This is a genomic window from Fulvivirga ligni (assembly GCF_021389935.1).
Taxonomy (GTDB): Bacteria; Bacteroidota; Bacteroidia; order Cytophagales; family Cyclobacteriaceae; genus Fulvivirga; species Fulvivirga ligni.
This window is the reverse complement of the sequence record NZ_CP089979.1, coordinates 2,690,454-2,712,450: the sequence shown is the minus strand read 5'-3', so window position 1 is coordinate 2,712,450 and position 21,997 is coordinate 2,690,454. Positions and strand designations below refer to the sequence as shown.

The following is a 21,997-nucleotide window of genomic DNA, read 5'->3' as shown; positions in this document are numbered from 1 at the left end:
GTTCTTATAGGAAGAAAAAATGAAACCTTCATTAAACTAACTCTCCATAAACCGATTGTACATTAAGCTTCTTATAATTAGTAGGTGTAAGAGATACTAAATCGTTACCTGTGTAAGCCTTAAAATCTTGAAAAATAAGCTCGTTTTCTTCTGAAAGACCTTTCTCTTGCTGAGATATATTTCCTTCCATATATCCATCGTAACCTACGAAATAAACGTGTTCTGCTCCTAGATCTATGGCCGTTTGCAGTGCCAGTACAGTATGAGTATCCTTCATCACTTTAGTGAATGTGACTTCTTTTAGTTCTTTAGACCTACCTTCCAGAGCTGTTGGAATATAAGTTCCCATTTCTCTCGGGAAAGGAGGTAAAACACACTCTCCCTTAAAATCGGTCATTTGCTTAAAAACGTTCTCAAGACGATGCCCCTCACTTCCTACAAGACAGAAATACTGCGGTACATCTACAAGATTTTCATAATGCTTGGCATTTTTAGAACTGGCATGAATAATTGCAATAGAATTATTTTGCTTTATCCATTGTTCAATAGCCTCGGCATGGTCGGCCGCATTGGGCCCTCCACCAACAATAAGAACGTTTTCATATTTCTCTTTTACTTGAAAAACATCTAACTTCTCATTATCCTGTTCTCCTTTTTTACGGTTTTGAAGAGCCCTTATAATACTATTAAATGAAAAAAATCTTCTAGTAACCCACTCCATCACGTCTTTTTGAGGCAAGGAGTTGGCTCCAGAAACCATGTAAGGCAAATTTGTACCCCAATTATGTTCCGACTGAAGTTTTTCAAATTGATCAACCACGGAAGTTAAGGCATTAAAGTCTACGTTCAAGTCCTGCCTGGCATTTAAAGCTGTAAGTAGCAACTCTGTCTTTAGATTTCCTGCACCACGGCCCATACCTGTAATTGTGGCATCTACAATATCTACGCCTTCATCTATAGCCGTTAAAGTATTAATCAGACCAAGCTCTAGGTTGTTATGTCCATGAAAACCCAAAGGCACATCGGTTTGATCCTTTACCATTTTAATAATTTGCTTGACATCTTCTGGATATACTCCACCGAAAGAGTCCACCATATAGAAATAATCTACCAAGCCGGAGGTCTGGGATAACTCATTAATAAAGTCCCCCTTGTCTGTCCAGGATGACATGTACATGACATTGAATGCAACCTTAAAATCATGATTCTTCAATTCAATTGCGAGCTTAAGAGCTTCACCAAAACTATCTGGACTAACAGCTACTCTTATAAGATCAAGGTAATCCTTTACCGGAACTAATATATTCCTTACATCCTCTAGCGGAAAATCTTTCTGATTCAGTATAACAGCGAGCTTTTTATTAGTAAACCTCCTGGCATTTTCAAGTACATATTCAGGACAATAAAAGTATTGTCCTAAATAGTTGTTTAATTTCCGACTACGATACCCAACCTCAAGATAATCGATGGGTAATTTATCCATAGCTCTAAAATAATTCTCAACCAAATCTGACTTGAAATCCCAGTTTGTGTAATATCCTCCGTCACGTAATGTGCAGTCTAGTATTTTAAATTCTTTCTTCATCTTAATTCTAGTATGAAAATTATATTTTAAATTTTATCTTTCAACATCCCGCTTCCCATATTTTCCTAAAAGAAAATCTAGAGTTCCTTTAAAAAAAATTTTAAAATTTGCCACCCCATATTTAGGTCCATGAAGAAAGCCAACCATTGCTTTCGCCAAATTTTTATTAAAAAAATATAAGCACCCGAGATAATATCCATTAGTATAAAGAATAAAACTCATGTTTCTGATGCTATAATAATTTCTTTTCAGTTTCGATGAATCTCCAAAGGATGTAGATTTCCATTTATAATTCTCAGCAGTATTCCCTGCCAAAATTCTATTCTTAAGTACAGTTTCACCATCTATATAGAGTTTAAAGCCTGCTTTTTTTATTTTTAAGCAAAAATCCAATTCCTCAAATCCAAAAAACAACTTTTCTGTTGGTTCAATTGCAGCCTTTGTAACCCTCGTATTAATAAGAAAATTATGTCCGCCTGGTATCTGATCCACTTCAGTTAATCCTTTCGCGTTAATCTGATCGTTGCGTATGTTACTAACTCTTGCAGTATATTGATTAAAAAAACCTCCAACTGAGCCTATTGCACCAACCTCAACTTTATTAGGCGCATCTTCGATCAAATCAATCAAGCGTCTAAAAACTTTCTTACTCCTTGGAGGATCATCATCATCACCCCAATAAACCCAATCATACCCCTTATCAGCCAAAACTCTTAAGGCCAATTTTGCTGCTCCTGCAGGCCCTGCATTATAACCTGTTCTTAAGTATTCAATATTATTATATTCTAAGCAACGAATGTTTTTTTCAGTATCATTTGATTCACTATTATCTACAACTAATACTAAATCAGGTTTTAAAGTTTGTTCATTGATCAATTTTATAGTATTACCAATGATATCAGGTCGATTATACGTAATTACAAAAGCAGCTAATTTCATGTTACCTCAAAAACAGATTACACCCCCACTCCCAAAGTCTAAAAAGCATAACTTGTTTCTTATTCAGTCGCTCCAGTTTACTTTTCTTGTCGGTAATAATTATATCCTTTCCCAGCATTTGATCACGAACCGGATTACCCGCAATTGAATGGCTTCCACGCCATTTTAATTCTGAAAATATTTCTAATCCATATTTCAATTGAACATGATTAATTACAGCCTCAAAATTATTTACCAAATCCTCATATCTCAGGAAAATATAGTTGTTTGTTTCTTTTAAACGACGCCCCATAACCTTCACTCTTGTCCATGTTCTGATAATATTAAGGTCTGATTTCACTGGCATATACCTTTGAGACAATACATATTCAGGCAGAACTACCTTCTTCTTCCAGCTGTCAGCAACTGATGCTAATTCTCGTTCTAAATGTATAAACAAAACGTTCTCTGGTATGAATCTACTTAATAAAATAGCCCACCCTGGAGACTTAGAACTATCTATTATAATATTAGCTCCAGAGATGTGCGCTATGCTTGAATAAAATGTAATAATTAAATCTTTTAACTGTTCTGACACTTCAAATTCATTAAAATGCTTTTGATATTTATATGTCGTAAATTTCTTAATAGATTGTTCAACTTTTTTACTATCATAATCATCACCAAAGGTATTTCTTAAATTTGCATCTACCCCTGTCCACAATTCACAATTACCTATCAATTTATTACACCCACAAATTGTTTCATTCCTATAGTATCGCTCCCAAAATCTAAAACATTCACCAACATTTATTGTATTATTTTGATTTCGAAGAACGTTTTCCAATAAAGTTGACCCCGAACGTCCATCTCCTACTATGTAAATGATTTTACAATCCATTTCTATAACTAACAATCTTTTAGACTATAACTAAACTAATTAAATGCTTTCTCAAACATAGTAATCATTCTTTTATAAGGATTAAATAAAGATTTAATATTCTTCCAGTTTTGAATATATTTAGCATTAATATTTTTAAATACTGAGGCATAACTCTCTATTTTCCTGGGCCAACTGGAGATCAGCTAAAGATTGTCTGCAAAAATTGACTTTCATTCGTTGAGCCCCGGTATCTTAACATAAAGCCACTTTATTAATTTTGGCAATCATATCATACAAAATTGTGGTGTCTCTTCTGTGAAACCAACTATAAATATGTATTTTTTTGATACACTCCTCATAAGAATAATTGTGAGTGCATTTATAAAGATTTACTTCCCCCTTTAAGAAACTTCAAGATTATACCTAAATCTTTTTTGAAGAAAGAATAATAATTCAAACCAAGGAATATTATAAATATGGCATTAGACCAAATAAAACTATTTGTTAATGTTATACAAATAAAAGCCAACAATGCAGGTACACCTGACGCTAAAAAAGGTGTACTTATCGCTTTTAATACTGAAGGAATACCTAAATTAAATAACTTCTGGGTATAAAATAATGAAAGAATTGTTGCAAATAGCTTGGCGATAGTATATCCTATTGCTACGCCTACTACTCCATAAAAATAAACTCCGGCAATAATCATTGGAACAAATAGAACCACCGTCTTAATCATTTCTAATTTGAGTTCGAAATTTGGTTTACCAGCGGCCCTTATTAAGGTTCCATTCGAATTCACAAGCATATGTATAATAACAGATATTGTCAAAATTTGTATCAAAATAATTGACTCATTCCACTTTTGTCCGAAAAGAAAAGGGATCAGGTTATTTGCAAAAACTAGTAGATACATCATAATTGGATAAACAAGTGAAGCATTAATCCTTACGACCTGTAGGTAATAATAATTCATTTGAGATTGATCATCTTGCATTTTTGCATATATTGGGTACATCACTTTGTTTAGAATTTCAACAAGCTGTCCTCTAAATGTATCCGTTAGGATAAAAGCGAAAGAGTACTGTCCCAGAGATACAGCACCTAAAAATTTACCCACTAATAAGTAATCTATTTGTCCTGTTATTTTATTAAAAAGTTGTGTTCCTGTGGTGTATACACCAAATCCAAAAATTTCTTTAAAGCATTTTTTACTCCACCTTCTTTTTGGGTACCAGCCTGTTGCTTTAAAATAGAGAGGCATAGCTATAATAAAAGCAGAAACTGTATTAAATACCAGTGCCCAGACACCGGCACCAAAATAAGCCAGCGTTAACGATAAAACACCTGAAAAAATACTGCTTAAGTTATTTATTAGTGCGAGTCTTTTAAAATTTAAATCTTTGGTTAGTTGCACCCTATGAACCAAATTAATAGGGCTAGCCAACACTCCTATACTCAATATAGGTATGAATAATCTTAATAATTCTTCATTATAAAACCATGCGGCAAATGGAGCAACTCCTAAGCTTACAATGATATAGACCAACAAAGACCAAACTATACCCGTCCAAAATGCGGTATTAAGATGTAACTCCGTTAGCTTTTCCTTTTTGAGCTGTATCAATGCTGCCCCTATCCCTATATCATTAAAGACTCTAACAAAAGCGATAAATATAGTCGCCATCCCTACCAGACCATAATCTTCAGGAAACAGTATTCTCGCCAAAAACAGCTTGATTACAAAACCGAATCCCCTATTTATAACGGTCTGAATTGTAGTCCAAACAACACCTGAAAAGATATCCTTTCCTACCCCCATTGTAATCTAATCATGGTAATAACCATGCTCCTTTCGTTGGCCATAGCCATAGCCATAACCATAGCCGTAACCATAGCCATAACCGTAACCAGGTCCCGTCTTTTTAATGTCATTAAACAGAATACTAATATGAGATATCTTTCTCTGTAGAAAAATCTCATTGACTGTTTCTATTGCTTGCCGTGGCGTATAATTTTGTCTTACAAGAAATAATGTATGATGCGCAAATTTTGTTAAAATAAATGCATCTGTAACCAAGCCAATTGGTGGAGTATCTAGAAGAATATAATCATAAGACTTTAATGCCCTTTCAATTAAAGAGGACATTTTGTTATTCATCAACAGTTCGCTTGGGTTCGGAGGGATAGGCCCACCACTAATCAGACTGATATTATCAACAAATGTATCCTGAACTACATCTTCAAAAGTATTCTGCCCAGATAAATAATTACTCAATCCGATATTATTGGTCAAATTAAAATCGCCAAAAAGACGTGGCTTACGCATATCAGCACCTACAATCAATACTTTCTTTCCACTTATTGCAAAAACAGTAGCTAAGTTGATGGTAGTAAAAGTCTTTCCTTCCCCACTAATAGAGGAGGTAACTATAAAAATATTCTTATCTCTGCCTTCAGTAAAATAATTCAAATTGGAGCGTAAAGATCTAAATGCTTCCGAAACCGCAGACATTGGTTTCATATTAACGATAAGATTGTCTTTAAAATTATTGTGTCCAATACCTCCCACAACCGGAATAGTTGTAAGCTTTTGAATATCTTCTTTGGACTGAACCTTATTATTGAGTAGCTCAATTAATACAAAGATTAAAATAGGTAAAGCCAGGCCAATACCAATAGCTAACAGATAATTCTGAAAAGGCCGAGGGGTAATAGCTCCGCCAATTTGCCTGGGTGGATTGACCACTACAATATCGGACGTGGTAGAAGCCTTTGATATTCCGGCCTCAGCTCTCTTTTGCATTAAGAATATATATAAATTCTCACTTAAAGAATAATTTCTTTGGATAGTAATAAGTCGCCTCTCAGAGGATGGTAATTTGGCTAATTGTTTATCAACCTCTTTTATTTGTCCTTTTAAAAACTTTTCGGTTATGGCCTGTGCTGCTAAAGTACCTTGAATACTCTCCTGCAGATCATTTCGCAGTTTGACCAATTGATCTCTCTTTTTTTCAAACAACGATGATTCCTTTTTCTCACGTTCAATCTGTACCTGTAACTCCATTTGTGTCTGAACGTATTGGCTTATTAGATTAGTCATTACAACATCTTCAATACCAACACTGGATGGTGGTACCACCTGATCCAGTTCACTCTTTTTTTCAAGATAATCTACCAGATACTTATAATAGTTTCTCTGAAGTTGCAATTTTGCCAGATTAGATTCCAACTCCTCGACTCTTTCATAAAGCCTGAGAGACTCTCCTTCCAGGCTTGCCACTACATTATTTTCTTTAAACCTTTCAACTTCGCCCTCAAAATATTTCAGGGAATCTGAAATATTGAGTAATTGATCATCAATAAATTGAATTGTTTGAGAAGCAGTCTGATTCTTTTTTCCTAAATCATACTGTTGATACTTATGGATCAGCTCATTAATAAAATCAATCTCTTTATCAGGTGATGGTCCGCTAATTTCTAAATTAACCACCGATGCTCCTGATTCTGCCCACCTGGTTTTTAACTTTTTTTCATAATTAATAGCCATTTTTACCGGGTCACTAAATGACACTATAAGATATTTGTCTTTATACCCATTAAGAGGAAATTCATTTCGGAGCAATACTAAAGAATAACCTGAAAAGTTTAGCGAATCACCAAATGAGACCCTTTCAAAAGTCTTAACTGTTTTATCCCCATTGAATACATCTAGCTTAAACGAAGAGCTGTCAAGTATCTGAAATCCAAAGCTCTTACCGCGAGGCGCCGCTCCCTTTTCATTATCAACGATTTCAAAATTAAAAGGCATCTTTGAATCATAGTATTCCGTAACCTTAATCTCCCCTTCTCGATAAAATGTAGTATAAATTCGAAGACTCTCAACCACTTCTGTTAACAATGGTATAGACTTTATGATATAAAGTTCATTGTAAAAGTTTCTATAAGTGTTTACTAAAGAGTTATTATACAACAGTTTCCCAGCTGCGTTTTCTTGATTTTCTTTAATTAAAATAGAGGCCTGAACAGTATAAATCCTCGTTGCATATCTGTTTATTGAATAAGCGATCGCCCCCGCAATTAATAAAGAAAGGACTATTAAATACCAATATTTTAGACCTCTAAATAATATCCGTCGGAAATCAATGGAATTACTTTTTCTTTCAGGTGAAGAATCAATGAAGTTGAAATCCTCGTTGTTAAAATTGTCTTTCAAAATATTAATTATTGATTAAACTGATAACAAGCAATAATGTAGAAACCGATGATAAAAAGAGGCTTACATTTTGACCAAAATATCTTCTAAACGGTCTTTGCTTTAAAGGAGGAACAATTATGACATCATTTTGATGTACAAAAAAATATTCTGAATCCATTAAATTCTCATCTAGCAAATCAACATAAATCACACTAGTCTGGCCACTAGCTTGTCTGATAATTTTTATATTATGCCGATCTGCCAACTCTCCCAATCCTCCAGCCAAACCAATACTTTCCATTATTGTGGTCCTATTATTAAAAGTATTTACTGTTCCTTCATTATTGACCTCTCCCAAAATAGTTACTCTAAAATTAAGTAAACGTACTTCTACGGTAGGTGAGTCTAGATAACTCAATGCCAGATTTTGAACCAGTTCCTTAATTTCATGCAAGGTCAGGCCTAGAACCTTAACTTTCCCAATTTCGGGAAATTCGATATTTCCTGATTTATCTACCAGATATCCGGAAAGAACCATGTTATTTTGATTACCTCCTGATGTTGTCTTATCTGTAATGAATATATCAAATTCTTCGTCTGTCAAACTCTTCACTTTTATGAACAATATATCTTCGGGCTGAACAGTATACTCATAATTAGCTAGCTCATATTCTCTCAAAACTGTATCCTTCTTTATCTCATCCAAATGTTTTAATTCATCCTTATGCTGAAGGTATACCAACTTTTTATTCGGAACGCATGAAGCAGCAAAAATTAATAATAAGGCCAAATAGAAAAATCTACGCATGGTTTGGGTTGAAGACTTTGTCATAAATTACATATTTCTCTGGTACCATTCGTATACCGTGGCCAGACCTTCTTTAAATTTAACATTACTTTGGTACTCCAGAGAGTTTTCTATCTTAGAAATGTCTGCTTTAGAGTGTTTTACATCTCCCTTTCTTTCTGGCCCATACTCTACATCTACTTTTTTACCTGAAATTTCTGCAAGCATATCTACCATTTCATTTAAGCTGGTTTGTTCTCCACAGGCTACATTGTAGATCTGATTTAGTGCCTCTGGTTTAGCAGTGAATATTGCCTTCACATTAGCCTGTACTGCATTATCTACATAGGTGAAATCTCTGGAGGTGTGTCCATCACCATTGATTTTCGGGCTTTTACCGTTGATGAATGCATCACAAAATATAGGTATTACTGCTGCGTATGGATTTTTTGGATTCTGCTTTGGTCCAAAAACGTTGAAATACCTAAAACCTATATAATTAAGACCGTATGTCTTTTTAAATACCTCAGCATAAAGTTCTACTGCATATTTAGTGATAGCATATGGACTTAATGGGTTTCCAATTACATCTTCTACTTTTGGAAGTGCCTTGCTATCTCCATATGTACTTGAAGAACAAGCTAAAATCACTCTATCAATATTATTTTTAACAGCGGTATGTAATATATTCACTGTACCCAAAATATTCACTTCGGTAGAGATCATAGGATCTTCAATGGAACGTGGCACTGAACCTAAGGCCGCCTGATGAGAAATAGCATCAAAACCTTCAGTCAACTCTACCATTCTATCATAATTCCTTATGTCATCTTCATAAAAAGAAAATTTAGGATGATCTATAAACTCTTCAATATTAGAATAATAGCCATTCGAGAGGTTATCAATAACTCTCACATGCTCTACTCTATCATCATTGAGTAATGCTTCTACTAAATTTGACCCTATAAATCCGGCTCCGCCGGTAACAATTACTTTCATGAAAAAATATTATACTAAAATACTTCAGGTTAAAAAATTATAGTTGAGTGTATTTTTGGCCAACAGCCCATACCTCTTTAATCATATTTATGAAATCTTCAATTTCATTCAGCGGTATCATATTTGGCCCATCACTCAAGGCTTTGGCTGGCTCAGGGTGTGTTTCTATGAAGAAACCATCTACGCCCGCTGCCGCTGCTGCCCTGGCCAAGAATGGAGCGAACTCTCTTTGGCCGCCCGATGTGCCACCTGCACCACCCGGTTGCTGCACACTATGAGTTACGTCGAACACAACAGGTGAAAACTGTCTCATGACTGGCAAGCCGCGCATATCTACTACCAGATTATGATAGCCAAAACTTGCGCCACGCTCTGTGAGGCAAACGTTGTTATTCCCTTCTCCCCTCACCTTGTCCACAGCGTATTTCATATCTTCAGGCGCCATAAATTGACCTCTTTTGATCTTAATGGCCTTACCCGTTTTAGCTGCGGCTATTAGAAGATCTGTCTGACGGCAAAGAAAAGCAGGAATTTGAAGTACATCTACAATAGAAGCTACCTCTTCAGCCTGTGCTGATTCATGTATATCCGTAACCACGGGAACATTTAAATCCTTCTTCACCCTCTGCAATATCTGCAAACCACTGTCTAGACCTTTACCTCTATAAGAACCCGCAGAAGTTCTATTGGCCTTATCAAATGAGGCTTTAAAAACATAGTCTATTCCTAATGATGAACATACGGACTTCACCTTTTCACCGGTTTCCATACATATATCATAACTCTCTGCAGCACATGGTCCAGCAAATAGAACCATATTTTCCCCTCCTAAAGTGATGCTATCAGTAATTTGCATCGTCTCTTTTGACTTAATTATGCTCACGCTAAATATTCTTTTACTATTCCTTCTAATAAACCCTGGGCAGATAAAATAAAATCAGCTGCCTCTCTAATTACTCCCTGTCCGCCAGCTTTGGTAGACACCAGATCTGCCTTTTGCTGTACATACTCCAGACCATCTGCCGGTACTATGCCGAGCCCTGCTCTATCTACTAATTTTAGATCTATAATATCATCTCCAATATAGGCTACCTGATCATCCGTTAGCTGATACTCTGAAAGTATCTCTGAATAAACCTCAAACTTATTTTTGATACCTTGATGAAAAAAGTCAAGCTTTAATTCCTCACATCTTCTAGCAACTAGCTCAGACTTTCTTCCTGTTATAGCTCCTACAATAATTCCCGCTTGCTTTAAATGCTTGATAATCTGGCCATCTTTTACATTAAAAGCCTTCAATTCATCACCAGAATTGGTGTAAATAATCCCCCCATCAGTGAGTACGCCATCTACATCAAAAACAAATGCTTTTATTTTCCGCGCCTTTTCAATCTGCGATTGAGAATATTTTTGCAAAATAAGTTCCATTCTTTCAAAAAATCGATCAAATATAACAGGATTATTTCTTGTTAGCCTTAATATTTCTATGTTTTATAATTAGTTTAATAACTTAGAAAGTTAATAAGTATTATGAGACACTCTGCTTATATTGTATGTCATGAAAATATTTAAATTCCTACTCCTTTCAGTTATTACTGTGGCCTTGGTTTATGCTTTAAACAACCAATGGTCTATAAAGGGCTCCCGCATTCCTCCATTGGGCAAGTTTTTGGATCCTGCACAAGGCTTTTGGCAAAATGCTGATAAAGATAGCCTAGGCTACCTAACAAATATTGACCTCCCAGGTTTAAAAGATTCTGTAACCGTCACCTATGACAAAAACGCAGTTCCTCATATCTACGCTACCAATAATCATGATCTATATATGGCGCAAGGCTATATAGTGGCACAGCATCGTTTATGGCAGATGGAGTTTCAAACGCATGCTGCGGCAGGCAGAGTATCTGAGATCATTGGGCCTAATGGTTTGGATTTTGACCGTACTCAGCGCAGAAAAGGCATGGTGTATGGCGCAGAGGCCACCTATGAGACCATGAAAAATGATCCTAAAGTAAACGAAATTGTTAATGCCTATGCTGATGGTGTCAATGCCTATATCAACTCGCTTAGCTACAAGGATTTGCCTATAGAATACAAACTGTTGGGGTATGAACCAGAAGAATGGAAACCGATAAAATCTGCACTTATACTAGAGTATATGATTGATGCTCTAACAGGACGTGACGAGGATTTTGAAAACTCCAATGCTCTACAACTATTTGGTAAAGAGGATTATAACTTTTTGTTTCCTGAAAATCTTCCAGGTATAGTTCCGGTTATCCCATCAGGTAGTGATAACCCATGGAATTTCACAGTGATGGATGTTGATACGCCAGCTGTTGATCTACCAGAAGATCTTATCCAAAATATATTACCCAAGCCAGACGCCGATAATGGAAGTAATAACTGGGCAGTATCTGGCAAAAAAACTGCCAGTGGAAAGCCAATATTGTGTAACGATACACACCTGGGCCTGAATCTACCCTCTTTATGGTTCATGATCCAACTTCATTCTCCTGAAGTAAATGTCTATGGTTTTACCATGACTGGTGCTGCTGGTGTTACGATTGGTTTTAATGACAACATCGCCTGGGGTTTTACTAATGCTCCAAGAGACCATAGAGACTGGTATAAAATTGAGTTTAAGGATGGTCAGGCGAATCAGTATCGTTATAATAACAAATGGATGGATACCAAGAAAAGAATTGAGGCCATAAAGATCAAAGGGGCTGACACTTATTATGACACCGTAATCTACACAAAGCAAGGACCTGTGGTATATGATAAGAGCTTCGGTGATTATAATCAGAGAAAGAATTATGCTTTACGCTGGATTGGTCATGATCAATCTCAAGTTCAAACAGCTCTTTTAGCTTTGAACAGAGCTAAAAATCATGATGAATATGTGGAAGCCGTACAAAACTGGGATGCTCCTCCTCAAAACATTGTTTTTGCTGCTACCAACGGCGACATTGCCCTGAAGGTACAAGGACAGTATGTGGCCAAATGGAAAGAGCAGGGTAAATTTATCATGGATGGCAACAACCCGTTGCACGAGTGGCAGAAAGAAATACCGAAGACACAAAATCCATATCAGTATAATCCTGAAAGAGAATTTGTAAGCTCGGCGAATCAGAACTCTGTTGACTCTCTATACCCTTATTGGGTCTATTATGCTAATTATGAGCACTATAGAAATAGGATCATTAACAGAGAGCTCTCTAAAATGGAGAATATCACACCAAAGGATATGATGAACCTGCAGGTAAATAGTTTCAGCATTTTGCCCGAGGAAGTACTACCATTGTTCCTCGACTCTATGCAAATTAAGGATCTCGATAAATCTGAAATGAAGGTATTACAAACCTTGCAGGATTGGGATTATAACTACACGGTAGAAAATTTTGCTCCTACTTACTTTCAAGCCTGGTGGTACGAATTCACATCACTACTATGGGATGAATTTAAAGAGGCTAATGTGGCTTTGCAGGCACCTAATGACTTCACAACAACTTACATTATTAAGAACTTTCCTGATTATAAATTCATAGATGTGGTTAGTACTGATGAAAAAGAGAGCTTAACGCAATTGATTAACACCTCCTTTCAAATGTCATTAGAAAGACTTGCAGCATGGAAAGAAACCAACAAGATGGAAATGACCTGGGGTAATTACAAGGGAACCTTCGTAAAACACCTGGCAGATCTCAATGGAAGTTTGGCTGGCTTTAGCACCTATAATATTCAGGTAAACGGTGTAGCAGACGCTATCAACAGCACGAAAAGAAACCATGGTCCATCGCAGCGCTTTATTGTGGAAATGACTTCTCCACCTCAGGCTTATGTGGTTTATCCGGGTGGGCAATCAGGTAATCCCGGCAGCCCTCTTTATGACAATATGATTCCTCTTTGGAGAGACGGCGAATATCTACCCGTTGTTTTCACCACAGAAGGTTCTAATCAAGAAGATTCAATGATATATACTCAAAAACTAAATCCTGCTCAATGAAATTTGCCTTACAAACCATCTCTATAATCATACTAGGATATTTATGTAATTACTTTTATCCATTTTGGTCCCTGGCCATACTCGCATCTGCTGCAGGAGCAATATTCAATTTGAAAGGTCTGATGGCATTTCTTTCAGGCTTTCTTGCCATATTTCTGCTTTGGGGAACAATGGCCTTTATTATTGATAGCGAAACCAGCTCCAACCTTACAAACAAAGTAGCCCCCCTATTTTCCGCTAATAATTATAAACTAATAATTATTGTAGCTTTAATAGGAGGGCTAGTTGGTGGCTTGTCTGCCGCTAGCGGCACGCTATTTAGGAATCTTTTTAAAGGAAAAGATTCCAATGTTTATAAGCCTTGATTATTTAGTATCCTTGATGATAACACCATCCGCTACGAATGTAATTTCTGTTTTAGGCTCAGTGATGGCATCTATCTCTTCCTGAGATTTACCTGCATCTTTAGCGAAGTGCTTTAAGGTTTCTACATCTGTAGTAACCTTTTTAGCATATCCATCTAAAATGGCATGCTTTCCTTCAACACCGCTTGTAGGTACAAAGAAACCATAGTCCTTGAAGGTAACTCTCATATCTTCTTTCTCAGGCACTTCCATGGTCATCCAGCAACCCTTTTTCTTACAAGTAGTCACTATGTCACCTTCTACTTTTACGGCCACAGAATCACTATCAGCCAGGGCTGCCTCTAATTCTGTAATTTCAATAGCATTTTCTTCTGTAATGTCTTCTCCGAAATTACCGGTAAGCTTTACTTCACCAGCTTCCTCCACTTCATCTTCATGAGCTGTAGCCTGAGTTTCGGTAGAGTCTGTAGCATCAGAGTCTTTTTCTGTTTTAGGATTACAAGCAAAAACTATAGAACATAAACCTAAGATGATAAAATGCTTTTTCATTGATTCTTGATTTCAGTTTTAAATAAATGTAATGCTAATGTAGTGAGAATTTAAACAAAAAAAGCCGTTTCAGACGAAACGGCTTTTTAAATGTAAATTTATTAGGATTAATTTTCCTGAAATACCCTCACATAATCCACAACCATACGCTGTGGAAATACAGTACTTGCATCAGGGCTTCCAGGCCAGTCACCTCCCACAGCTACGTTGAATAGTAAAAAGAATTCTTCATGAAATTCGTTTAAATCCGCAGGCTTAATATCAATTATAAAAAACTGCTGATCATCTACATATGAAGTAATTGTATTTTCGTTCCATATTAGTGTGAATACATGAAATTCGTCAGCAAACAATCCTGAAGATAACTCATATGAATCTCCTGTGAAAGCGTGACCATTAGAATCCCAATGAAGGGTACTATGCACAGTGGCATCTCTATTATCCACTGAACCTCCTACCATTTCCATTATATCAATTTCACCGCATTTAGGCCAGCTAACTTCAGTAATATTGTTACCAAGCATCCACAAGGCAGGCCATATACCTTGACCTTTTGGAAGAGCAGCTCTTATATCAATACGGCCATACTTAAACACCTGCTTGTCTTGAGTTTTAATCCGCGATGAGGTATAGTCAAATCCACCTTTGGATTCTTTTCTAGCTTCAATGATAAGGTGACCATCTTCCACGGTAGTATTTTCCTTCTGATAATACTCCAGCTCATTATTACCCCATCCACCATTATTACCGATTTCAAAAGTCCAATCATCTTCGTTCAATGAGTTACCATCGAATTCGTCTCTCCATACAAGAGTCATTCCCTCATAACTTTCAGGGGTCGAGTAGCCATCTGTTGGCACCTCAATCTCAACTTCTACTGTAACATTTGCTGTTTCAGAGGTATAAACACTTTGACTAGTATGAGCCCGAACTGTCACAGTGAAGCTCCCTGACTTAGAATATGTGTGGGAAGCTTTCCCATCTGCTGAATAGGTAGCCGTTTCACCTGAGGTCTCTCCAAAATAGTAATTAAAGTAATTGGCGTTATCTGCGGTGGCTGCAAAACTTACCTCGCCATTCTCTCCCACCATAGTGGTTAACATTAGATTAGTAGGAGCAATTGCGTCAGGCCCATCGCCATCTTCACCGCATGCGGTAAGGAAAATTAAACTAAATATGATTAAAAAATAATTTTTCATATAATCTTAAATAAAGGGTTTAAATAATGCTTAATCTGCTTCCACCTGAACCAGATCATCGAAATAATAAGAGTCTCCATCACAGGTTGCTCCTCTTTCGAAGTAAATAACTAAATTCTTATAGGTGTTCGGGTCAGTGATATCAGAGAAATCGAATGTTAATTCTTCCCAAGCTCCAGTACCAGAAATAGTTGCGATTCTTTCTGCAGATGGTTCAGTATCTGGATGTGGTAACTTTTCCAATCTTAAAACTACATCTGTAACCTGATCCACTGCAAATACTTTCATCTTGAAGACTTTCTTGGTGGTAGATGCAAAATCAATGGCATTATCAAGTCCATAAGCAACACCTGACCATGTTTCACAACCTGCTGATTTTTCATAAGAATTCACAAAGCAGCTAGTGTTTATTCCAGAAGGATTAGGGTTAGGCACTCTACCAGCCACAATGTTACCAAACTGTCCAAAGCTCACATCAGATTGTAAATTGAAATTAATCCCTGGATCAGGCTCTAGTGATTCTCCTGTTTCCCCATCACAGTTATCAGAAACTAACTGCATGTCGTCAAAATAAAAGGTACCTGCATTTGATACATTCCAACCCGGGAAGATCACTATTTTAGAATATTGATCTGACGTCACGGCCGATACATCAAAACTTAATTCCTGCCATTCTTCAACTACCGTAATATCCTGATCTATTTCCACAAAATCATCTCCATTGGCTGCGTTTTCAAACTTTAACCTGAATGTACCAGTTTGTGGGGCCCATACTTTAATTTTAAAGGTATTTAAAGAAGAAAAATCTAATGGATCCGTAAGACTTACAAATAACCCTGCCCATGTTTCTCCACCATGAGTGGTAGTAGCTACCTTAGCAGAGGTGTTAATTCCTGAGGCATCTGGATTGTCAACCACCTCATAGGTACTTCCTCCAAATACGTCAAAAGTTGGCACTTCAGTTTCAAATGTTAATGGCAAAGAGTAGGTTTCAGGCTCTTCCTCTCCTCCTCCTTCGCCACCTCCGGCATCATAACCAGCTTGTATCAACTTAATGTACCATGAGAGATCAGGTGTGGACGAGTCCAGGTATCTCAAGAACATTTGATTTTCAGATATGCTAATGATCTGATAGGTAGATACTCCCGTGTAATACCCAAGAAACCCTCCATTACTAATAGTTAAGATTGGAAACTCTCCAGCTTCTACAATATTCCAAGTCAAGTTTTCCGGTGCGTTATAGTTAGCAGTTAAATCGCCTACAGGACTTTCATAAGTCTCGCTGAATTCACCTGACTGCGCCGGGTTGATATATACATTTCCATTAGTTTCCATTTCAAACCCATAAGCCGCTAACTTAAAGGTATAAGTATCATCATACATTCCGCCGCCAGACTTTTCTAAAGCACCTGCATCATAATAGTTAGGGAAGTATCCAGCTGCTTCATCTACAGGATTTGGACCTACCCCAAAGTGACTCTTACTGGTAGAATCCATAACCCATACTTTACCATTTTCGGCATCAGCACCTCCTGTAAGGAAATTATATAATGGTTTGTCTAGTAATGTAGGATCAGGCATGGCTATATAAATTTCCTGAGTTGAACTTATACTACCCGCCGCATTATATACAGTTAAGTTTATAACATAAGTGCCCGAATCAGGATATATACCTGTGATAGTATTACCTTTTCCAGTTTGTCCATTACCTAAGTCCCAGATTTTCAAAAAGCTATCTGAACCCGAAGAAAAAATGATTTTGTTGTCACTATCTTCGGCTGTGGTCATTGTAAAAGCTGCATCAGCTTCTACAGGTGGGGTATCACCCAGTTCATACTCTTCCTGGCAAGCCAACGGCAAGAGTATAACAAGAAATAACCAGTATTTTTTTAATATATATCTCATAGTCAATTTCTCTTTTAATGATTAATTATATCCTTGATTTTGCTGCCATCCTGCACCTGCTAAATCAATCTCATCTTGAGGAATAGGAAACAAGTTATTTTTAGGAGCTGTGAAACCATCTATTTCAGCCTCAGCTCTATTTGTCCTTACCAAATCGAAAAAGTGGTGTCCTTCTCCCGAAAGCTCTACTCGTCTCTCATGGTAAATAGCACCGGTAAGTTCACTGCCTGAAGCAGTAACTGCTGCTAATCCCACTCTGTCTCTCACCTCGTTAAGATATGTTCTGGCCAAATCATCATTAGCACCCGGCATTCTGTTATATGCCTCAGCTGCCATAAGTAAAACATCAGCATATCTTATCACTCGATAGTTATTAGGGCTGGTAAGGTCATTGTCACCGGGACCAAGTTCATCTTGTCTTTTGATGTATTTATTGTTATAGTAACCGGTATGGCCACCAACTCCTTCGGTATATGCAACGGGCTCTGCACTAGCCTCGGCAAAGGCCACTATATCTAATATACTAGCTTCTAATCTTGGATCTCCAGCCTCAAACTCATCCACCAGATCTTGAGTAGGCAAATTGTAGCTATTACCGTCAGCATAAATTGGACCTGTATATCCTCTGATTCCTTGAAAACCTGGAGCGGCATTACCCTCCAAACACTCTAAACATCCGTATCCACCGCCTTCTAAGCTCACATACTGCACATCAAATACAGTTTCAGAATTGTTCTCATTATTTGCTCTAAACAAAGTGGAATAATCAGAGAACAAGTCATACTGACCTTCATCAATTACAGTTTGAAATGCAGCTGCGGCCTCTGTGAACTTGTTTTCATATAGATATACTTTCCCCAATAAAGAAAGAGCTGCACCTTTAGTAACCCTACCTTTTTGAGCAGCGGTCCAACCTAAATTATCCGAAGCAAATTTTAAGTCTGTCTCTATCTGAGTATAAACTTCACTCTTCGGAGTCCTCTGCAATGAAGATAAATCATCGATTCCTAACCTTTTATCAACAATAAGAGGTACATCGCCAAAGAATTTCACTAATTCAAAATAATAGTAAGCGCGTAGAAAGGAAGCCTGCGCCATAATCTGGGTTTTTCCTTCAAACTCAATATTATCCTTGTTTTCAAAGATATAATTGGTTCGTGTAATACCTGCATACATGAATCTCCACACATTTCTCAGCTCATTATTCACCCCTCCATGCTTCATTTCATCTATTTCATGTAGCCCCTGAGTATCAGTGACACTTTCACCTCCAGCAATTGAATTATCAGAGGCAATTTCACCTATCCATAATGATAGATATGATGTTTGTAGAAGGTCATAAGCACTTACCAAAGCATCTTCATAGTCCTTTTCAGACTGAAAATAGTTTTCAGCATCAAGCACATAACGAGGCTCTATCTCTATATAATCATCACAGCTTGCAATGATCAAGGCGAATAGAACCATTAATATTTTTAGTTTATTTAACTTGTTCATTATTTAAAATTTTAAGTTAACACCTAACATATAAACTCTTGGCTGAGGATAGAATCCGTAGTCAATTCCTCCTGCGATTCCTGCACCGCCATTCACATCAGGATCATAACCTTTGTACTTGGTAAGAGTAATTAAATTGTTGGCCGAAACGTAAATTCTAAATTGTTCGGCGCCAATCTTTTTGGTAAGTTCAGATGGCAATGTATAACCAAGCTGAATGTTTCTTAGTCGTACATAAGATCCATCTTCCACATAGTAATCTGAGATTACATTATTTTTATTACTCTCAGTGGTCAATCTTGGGTGCTCATTAGTACTACCCTGCCCTGTCCAGCGATCAAGTCTGTAGGCTAGTAGGTTAGATAAAGGCTGCTGTCTTTCATAGTTTCTTAATATTTCATTTCCAATTGATGAATATATACTGGCAGAAAAATCTATTCCTTTGTAATTAGCACCTAAATTTAAACCCATAGTTACATCCGGGATAGGTGAGCCAATCATAGTTTTATCTGAGTCATTATTGAAGTTGATGCTACCATCTCCACTTACATCAACGAACCTTAAATCTCCTGCCTGTGCACCATCCTGAGTCACGCCTCTGCTAGTCACTTCTTCCTGGCTTTGATATACACCATCTGTTTTATAACCAAAGAAATATCCTAGAGGATAACCTTCTTGCATTCTTGATGATGTTTCACCACCAACTCCAAAAGCTCCGCCCTCTAAAAACTCAACTCCATCAGGAAGTCTGAGCACCTCATTATGAACTGTAGCCATATTATAACCAATGCTATAACTGAAATCTGAAGAAACGTTATTGGCATAATTAATAGCCACTTCTAATCCACTATTTCGAACATCCCCACCATTGATAATCGGGCTACCTCCACCAGGGCCATATGAACCTAAAACACCTGATACATCCGGTGTAAATAAAAGGTCCTTTGTAGTTTTAATATAGTAATCAAGTGTTACATCAACTTTACCTAGAAGGGTAAGGTCAACTCCAAAATCCGCCTGATAGTTGGTCTCCCACTGTAATATTGGGTTATTAATTCTACCAATCGCTCTACCGACAATTAACTGGTCATCAAATGGATAAACACCTTCTCCACCCAGCAGGGCTCTATAGCCATTAGCAGGTATCTTATCATTTCCAGTCACACCATAACTGGCTCTAACTTTGGCAAATTGAACAAAACTTGATTCAAAAAAGTCCTCATCGGACACTAACCAGGCCGCAGACCCAGAAGGGAAATAACCCACTCTTTTATTAGGGCCAAACTTGCTGGAGGCATCTCTTCTTACAATGGCGGAAAGAAAATATTTGCCTTTGTAATCATATTCTGCTCTAATGAAATAAGATTGAAGACGATCTCTATAGGTATATGAACTTGTCTTTTGTAGCAAATCAGAACCACTGGCGGCCTGTATATCCGCATTTTCCCAAGAATCATAAGGTACGTTTACGGCGTAGCCTGATAAGTTATCACCAGCATCACTGAATAAAGAAAAACCTAACGTAGCTTTTAGGCCGTGTACATCAGAGAATACATGATCATAATTTAAGAAACCTTCAATAGTGTAATCAAAGTAAACAGTTTTACTTTCATTCAATGAATTATATACCGGTATAGAAAGATCTTCAGCTATAGTTACCTCATTAGGAGTTAGATCATCTCTTAAGGTGTTTTGAGCCTTTCCGGGTCCATAGAAAACAGGTGGAGCAAAACTTTTGGAATCAACTACAGCATAGTTATAACCAGCACGAGCTGAAGCTTTAAAATCCTTGTTAATATCATAAATCAATTCTTGCTTACCTGTGAGTTTATTGGTAATTGATCTGTTGTAAGAATTCTCAATTTGCGCCAGTGGGTTGATTATATCATTTACTTCTGTCAAATAGCTATATGAGCCATCTTCCTGAAAAACTTCTCTTGCAGGAGATGCATTAATAGTATTATACAAAACAGAACCTATTGTATTCTCAGGCAAAGCCTTCCTTTTCTCGTTTGAGAACAAAAGAACATTTTCCAATTTTAGCTTTGGAGCAAGTTCAGTAACAAAGTTTAAACGAGCATTATATCTTCTAAAGCTGGCCTTATCTCCACCAACAATACCTTCCTGATCCAAGTATGAACCACCAATAGCATATGTTGTCTTCTCTGATCCACCAGTAGCAGAAAGGCTATAATTTTGGATGGGCGCAGTTTGAAAAACTTCATCCTGCCAATTAGTACCTTCTCCTAAATTTGTATTATTGAATGGTGGAGCCTGACCACCAGAAGCTAGCGTTTCATTCTTTAATACGGCATACTCATGTGCATTTAAAACATCTAACTTTCTAGACGTTTCCTGAATTCCATAATAACCAGAAAAATTTAATGAAGCAGGAGTATTCACTTTCCCTTTTTTGGTAGTAATAAATATAACACCGTTAGCTGCTCTAACTCCATAAATACCAGCAGTAGCATCCTTTAAAACGTTGATAGATTCTATATCGGATGGGTTAAGTGCATTGAGGCCCTCTGCAGAATATGTAACACCATCTACTAATATCAATGGGTTATTATTACCATTGGTTGATAGTCCCCTTATTCTTATATTCAACGCTCCACCTGGTGAGCCAGATACAGACGATATATTCACCCCCGCTGCTTGTCCCTGTAGTGCTTGTTCTAAACGCTGTGGATTCAAGGCTTGAATTTCGTCACTATTAACTGCAGCAATAGAACCTGTCAACTCTTTCTTAGTTGTAGTACCATAACCTACTACTACCACTTCCTCAAGAGACTGTACATCCTGCTTCATAGTAACATCTATTGAAGACTTGCTGCCAACAGTCACCTCTTCAGTGACATAGCCTATAAAGCTAAAAACTAAAATGGCATCTTCGTTAACCATTAAAGTAAAGGAACCATCTATGCCCGTAACGGCACCCTGGGTAGTGCCCTTCACCAGTACATTTACTCCTGGCAGAGGTCCACCCTGGTCATCCTTGACCATACCCGTCACCTTACTTTGACCATAGCCAAGTAGTGTCAGGATCATTAATAAACTAAATAGTAAGATTTTCTTCATACTCATAAGGTATTATAGGGTT

Annotated in this window: 16 protein-coding genes; 2 read left to right on the top strand and 14 right to left on the bottom strand. The window is 37.1% G+C overall.

The window, feature by feature from the left end; all coding sequences use genetic code 11:
- Positions 1-31 precede the first annotated feature (31 nt).
- The 9 genes from LVD16_RS11645 to LVD16_RS11605 all read right to left on the bottom strand — a co-directional run bounded on the left by LVD16_RS11645 (position 32) and on the right by LVD16_RS11605 (position 10,798).
- On the bottom strand, positions 32-1,585 hold the full coding sequence (locus LVD16_RS11645; RefSeq protein WP_233774116.1) for an aldolase catalytic domain-containing protein: 1,554 nt from the start codon (positions 1,583-1,585) through the stop codon (positions 32-34).
- Between the two features lie 33 nt (positions 1,586-1,618).
- Positions 1,619-2,524 (bottom strand): glycosyltransferase, encoded by a 906-nt coding sequence (locus LVD16_RS11640; RefSeq protein ID WP_233774115.1) that lies wholly within the window; start codon positions 2,522-2,524, stop codon positions 1,619-1,621.
- Position 2,525: 1 nt separating this feature from the next.
- A complete protein-coding gene (locus tag LVD16_RS11635; RefSeq protein WP_233774114.1) occupies positions 2,526-3,419 on the bottom strand; it encodes a sulfotransferase in 894 nt (297 codons plus the stop codon).
- A 346-nt stretch (positions 3,420-3,765) separates the two neighbouring features.
- Positions 3,766-5,208 carry a lipopolysaccharide biosynthesis protein gene (locus LVD16_RS11630; protein WP_233774113.1) on the bottom strand — a complete coding sequence of 481 codons (1,443 nt, stop codon included), beginning with the start codon at positions 5,206-5,208 and terminating at the stop codon, positions 3,766-3,768.
- Between the two features lie 6 nt (positions 5,209-5,214).
- Positions 5,215-7,602: a GumC family protein gene (locus LVD16_RS11625; RefSeq protein WP_233774112.1), complete on the bottom strand. Its 2,388-nt coding sequence runs from the start codon at positions 7,600-7,602 to the stop codon at positions 5,215-5,217.
- 4 nt (positions 7,603-7,606) lie between these two features.
- Complete coding sequence (locus tag LVD16_RS11620; RefSeq protein ID WP_233774111.1) at positions 7,607-8,416, bottom strand: polysaccharide biosynthesis/export family protein; 810 nt, start codon at positions 8,414-8,416, stop codon at positions 7,607-7,609.
- Between the two features lie 3 nt (positions 8,417-8,419).
- On the bottom strand, positions 8,420-9,370 hold the full coding sequence (locus tag LVD16_RS11615; protein ID WP_233774110.1) for an SDR family oxidoreductase: 951 nt from the start codon (positions 9,368-9,370) through the stop codon (positions 8,420-8,422).
- Between the two features lie 37 nt (positions 9,371-9,407).
- Positions 9,408-10,226, bottom strand: a complete 819-nt coding sequence (gene kdsA, locus LVD16_RS11610) for a 3-deoxy-8-phosphooctulonate synthase (RefSeq protein WP_370687648.1) — start codon at positions 10,224-10,226, stop codon at positions 9,408-9,410.
- Between the two features lie 23 nt (positions 10,227-10,249).
- Positions 10,250-10,798, bottom strand: a complete 549-nt coding sequence (locus tag LVD16_RS11605; RefSeq protein ID WP_233774109.1) for a KdsC family phosphatase — start codon at positions 10,796-10,798, stop codon at positions 10,250-10,252.
- Between the two features lie 130 nt (positions 10,799-10,928).
- Between LVD16_RS11605 and LVD16_RS11600 the strand changes: the two genes are divergently transcribed.
- Together LVD16_RS11600 and LVD16_RS11595 are read left to right on the top strand one after the other, a co-directional pair.
- Positions 10,929-13,379 (top strand): penicillin acylase family protein, encoded by a 2,451-nt coding sequence (locus tag LVD16_RS11600; RefSeq protein ID WP_233774108.1) that lies wholly within the window; start codon positions 10,929-10,931, stop codon positions 13,377-13,379.
- The gene (locus LVD16_RS11595; protein WP_233774107.1) at positions 13,376-13,744 is read left to right on the top strand and encodes a hypothetical protein; all 369 of its coding nucleotides are present in this window, start codon (positions 13,376-13,378) and stop codon (positions 13,742-13,744) included. The genes LVD16_RS11600 and LVD16_RS11595 overlap by 4 nt, the downstream gene beginning before the upstream one ends.
- Here LVD16_RS11595 and LVD16_RS11590 read toward each other — a convergent pair whose 3' ends face one another.
- The 5 genes from LVD16_RS11590 to LVD16_RS11570 form a co-directional block, all read right to left on the bottom strand.
- A complete protein-coding gene (locus LVD16_RS11590) occupies positions 13,745-14,293 on the bottom strand; it encodes a DUF4920 domain-containing protein (RefSeq protein WP_233774106.1) in 549 nt (182 codons plus the stop codon). It abuts the gene before it with no gap.
- Between the two features lie 107 nt (positions 14,294-14,400).
- Positions 14,401-15,492: a family 16 glycosylhydrolase gene (locus LVD16_RS11585; protein WP_233774105.1), complete on the bottom strand. Its 1,092-nt coding sequence runs from the start codon at positions 15,490-15,492 to the stop codon at positions 14,401-14,403.
- A 30-nt stretch (positions 15,493-15,522) separates the two neighbouring features.
- The gene (locus tag LVD16_RS11580; RefSeq protein WP_233774104.1) at positions 15,523-17,397 is read right to left on the bottom strand and encodes a PKD domain-containing protein; all 1,875 of its coding nucleotides are present in this window, start codon (positions 17,395-17,397) and stop codon (positions 15,523-15,525) included.
- A gap of 21 nt (positions 17,398-17,418) precedes the next feature.
- Positions 17,419-18,894 carry a RagB/SusD family nutrient uptake outer membrane protein gene (locus LVD16_RS11575; RefSeq protein WP_233774103.1) on the bottom strand — a complete coding sequence of 492 codons (1,476 nt, stop codon included), beginning with the start codon at positions 18,892-18,894 and terminating at the stop codon, positions 17,419-17,421.
- Between the two features lie 3 nt (positions 18,895-18,897).
- Positions 18,898-21,975 carry a SusC/RagA family TonB-linked outer membrane protein gene (locus LVD16_RS11570; protein WP_233774102.1) on the bottom strand — a complete coding sequence of 1,026 codons (3,078 nt, stop codon included), beginning with the start codon at positions 21,973-21,975 and terminating at the stop codon, positions 18,898-18,900.
- Between the last annotated feature and the right edge of the window lie 22 nt (positions 21,976-21,997).